Source organism: Planktothrix sp. FACHB-1355 (genome assembly GCF_014748295.1).
In the GTDB taxonomy this organism is placed as follows: Bacteria; Cyanobacteriota; Cyanobacteriia; order Cyanobacteriales; family Aerosakkonemataceae; genus Aerosakkonema; species Aerosakkonema funiforme_A.
Map to the genome: position 1 here is coordinate 1 of NZ_JACJUP010000852.1, position 3,211 is coordinate 3,211.

4 protein-coding genes are annotated in these 3,211 nt (G+C 45.9%); 3 read left to right on the plus strand and 1 reads right to left on the minus strand.

Annotated features, from left to right (window positions below; genetic code table 11):
• Positions 1–22: 22 nt before the first annotated feature.
• Complete coding sequence (locus H6S82_RS25945; RefSeq protein ID WP_190464548.1) at positions 23–1,327, minus strand: GNAT family N-acetyltransferase; 1,305 nt, start codon at positions 1,325–1,327, stop codon at positions 23–25.
• 432 nt (positions 1,328–1,759) lie between these two features.
• On the opposite strand from H6S82_RS25945, the gene H6S82_RS25950 reads away from it, so the two are divergent.
• The 3 genes from H6S82_RS25950 to H6S82_RS25960 form a co-directional block, all read left to right on the plus strand.
• On the plus strand, positions 1,760–2,164 hold the full coding sequence (locus H6S82_RS25950; RefSeq protein WP_190464547.1) for a fasciclin domain-containing protein: 405 nt from the start codon (positions 1,760–1,762) through the stop codon (positions 2,162–2,164).
• Positions 2,165–2,431: 267 nt separating this feature from the next.
• Entirely contained in the window at positions 2,432–2,593 is a 162-nt protein-coding gene (locus H6S82_RS25955) for a hypothetical protein (protein WP_190464546.1), read from the plus strand.
• A gap of 53 nt (positions 2,594–2,646) precedes the next feature.
• On the plus strand, positions 2,647–3,211 hold a 565-nt coding region (locus H6S82_RS25960), incomplete at its 3' end, for a PRC-barrel domain-containing protein (RefSeq protein ID WP_191056935.1).

Sequence of the window (3,211 nt, forward strand, 5' to 3'; positions counted from 1 at the left end):
GGTATTTACTCAGTCCTACACGCTAGCAAGAAGGTTCTTCTTGGTGAGTTTCGCCGCCATCAACGCTGGATGAGTTGCCAGAGGAACCGTTGCGAGATACTTTAAAAGCGACGCCTCCGACTGTTTCCGAGCCAGATTCCGATTTTGACCCTGGTTGCCCGGAAACGTTCGATGCTAAATCAGTTCTTGCCGATTCTGGCGTTGCTAGCTGCCGCGATCGCAACCAAGACATTCTTCCCGGTACTGGTTGGCGAGAGCGCTGCAAACCTTGCAGCACTTCAGACAAGGGCAGTCCTTCTAAGGATACCAGTTTCGATTCCCGCAGCTTATGCCAAACGGAACGAGACATCAGGAGGGTATGTTCCACTCGTTCAGCGCCGAGTTGTTCTAGATATTCTTCTCTTTCTGGTTGGTAGTCGGCTGAAGCTAGTTGCAAAGATTGGGGCGGGAAATCTTGGGCGATGCGGGCCATCTGGGCCAGCAATTCCGGATAAAGCCAGGTGTAGGCGGGATGAACGGTCAGTTGGGCGGTGTGGGGTACGGAACCGTTGCGGCTGAGTTGGATTTGAAAATAACCGATCGCTGCTTTGCGCTGCGTTTCAAACACGTAGCCGCTTACGACTTCGGTTTGGCCAAACCACTGTCTCAGTCCTTCTATTAAAGCGCCGAAGAAGCTGGTTTTGAAATCTTGGACGTGGCGATCGAATACTTGCCGCACCAAGGGGGGCATGGATGCGGTATCGAGTTGATAAAGCAGTTGAGCATCGGCATTGCTGACCGGCAGTAGGTTGGGTAAATCCGGTTCTCCTTGTTGCAGTTCTTGGAGTATATCCGGTGCGATCGCCCAATAAGTCATTTGGGCCAAAGGCTGAAAGCCATTTTGGCGATATAAAGCCAGTGTCGTTTTGTCGTGAATATTTACTTCTAGCAACCAAGTGCGTGCTTCCCAGATTGTCTCGAAGCAATAGCGCAGCAATTGGGAACCTATGCTTTGGCTGCGTGCTTTTGGGTCAACCACCACTTGTTCTACTCGCCAGGTACTGCGCGTGCGATTAAAGGGAGATATTTGGATCGTGCCCCTCACTTCCCGATCCTGCTGGGCTACATAGGCGCAGAACTTATACTGGAACGGGTTGGGAAACCAACTTAAGAACTTGAACAACCAGTACCAGCCGCGAACCCTTTGCAGCTGCCTTTTTGTGTCAGCGCAGCAGCTGTGGTCTTCTACCTCACACGCCTGTGTAAAAATCTGTTCGAGCGCTTCCAGGTCTCGGTATTGAACTGGACGGATGACAACTTTTGGCTCTTGGGGGGGGAATACAGTCATGTTAGGTGAGGACTGGCAGGTTTCCAGTTTCAGTTTAGCACCCGACTTCTCAGGCGAGTTTTATTTTACCTAATCACCGCTCTTGCGAAGGTAAGGGGCTAAATACAGGTTTATTCGATTTTAACTGCTTTGGCTGCATTTCGATCGCTCTAGGCCGCCCTGTCACACGAATAAGTCCCGACTTGCTCCTATTTGCAACAATATTTCATCCTCACTCATAGCGATGCACTTTCATCATTTTGTGGCTATTAACTCAAGTTGCTAATCAAGTTAATTTCACCTTAATATTCAACACATATCTATTTATCTATCAAAAGCATTCAGCATCTTTACTACTTCAACTAAATAGATTACGTAAATATCTAAAGGTAGATACTATTTTTGAAAAAGTAGGTTAAGTTTATAACAGATGACACAAAACTAGGTGAATACATGGCTGACATTGTTGATACTGCCGTTAATGCTGGTTCTTTCAGCACCCTAGTTGCCGCAGTCAAGGCTGCGAATTTGGTAGATACTCTCAAAGGCGCTGGCCCTTTTACTGTCTTTGCCCCTACTGATGAGGCGTTTGCTAAACTTCCAGAAGGCACAGTAGACGCATTGCTTAAGGACATTCCAAAACTCAAGAAAATCTTGACTTATCATGTCGTTTCAGGCAAGGTGATGGCCGCTGATGTGGTTAAACTGAAGTCAGCTAAGACGGTTGAAGGTTCAGAGGTAAAAATTGATGCTTCCAATGGCGGCGTCAAGGTGAATAATTCCAAAGTTTCAACAGCCGATGTAGCTGCTGATAACGGTGTTATCCACATCATTGATACAGTGTTAATTCCTGCGTAAGCAAACGCTTACATAGCGAATAGTATCTGTGGGGCAGCAACTATCTATAGTTGTTGCTCCACGAATGTTTTGATGTATTTTAGTCGAAGTATATATATTGATGGATGTAAAGATTTTAAAATTCAAATATATTTAATTTGTAGGCTAAGTTTTTTATAAATTATACAAAAGCGAACACAGCCTCCTTTCTAGCGGCTCTAACCTACAGTCAGCTAAAGAAAGCTGGCTCACAGTTTATTTAATTACCCTTTAATCAGGAGAAAGTTTATGCCAAGACTGATCGGAAAACGTACTAATCCTAACCCAGTCATAGCTCTGTTGTTCTCGATCGCGATCGGGACAGGGATCTCTCTGGAGTATTTGGGCTATGTCAATCTGGTTCCTGGCTTTGGTCGAGACGTTCAATACACCAGTCAGCAAGGTAATTAGTGGAATAAAGTAGGATTTGCGAATTTTTCAAAAAAATTATTGCAGAGGCAGAGATGAGAAAAGGTACTGACTTAATCGATAAAGCTATTATTGCTTACGATACAGGAAAAAGAATTGCACGGGTTCAAGACTTAATTTTTGACCAAAACGATAATCAGTTGCTTGGTTTTCTAGTCAAGGAAAGTGGGCTATTTCGTAGTGCCAAAGCGATCCCACTAGGAGCAGTGAAAGCGATCGGACTGAACGCGATTGTTGTGGCTGACGATCGCGCGATCGTTTCAGCAACAGAAGTTCCTCAAATTGATAAGATTCTGGAGCGCAACTTGGTTGTGAGAGGGACTCGCGTTTTGACCACAGATGGTCGCTATCTGGGTTCGGTTGTAGATCTGTATTTTGACGATCGAACTGGAAAGATTGAGGGCTACGAAGCATCGGGTGGACTGTTTGCAGATGCTTACTCTGGACGCTCTTTTATTCCCGCTCCTTATGATGTCAAAATTGGTGAAGAGATTACCTTTGTGCCGCCTGCGATCGCCGATCTAATGGCGGAGCAAGTGGGTGGAGTTCTCGGTGCCGTACAAACTGCTGGCAGCAGATTACAAGAGTCCAGCGAAGTTG

What these genes read in the sequence shown, in the direction of transcription:
- H6S82_RS25955 (WP_190464546.1), top strand. Translation starts at nt 2,432, where the DNA reads ATGCCAAGACTGATCGGAAAACGTACTAATCCTAACCCAGTCATAGCT.
- H6S82_RS25945 (WP_190464548.1), bottom strand. Translation starts at nt 1,327, where the DNA reads ATGACTGTATTCCCCCCCCAAGAGCCAAAAGTTGTCATCCGTCCAGTT.
- H6S82_RS25950 (WP_190464547.1), top strand. Translation starts at nt 1,760, where the DNA reads ATGGCTGACATTGTTGATACTGCCGTTAATGCTGGTTCTTTCAGCACC.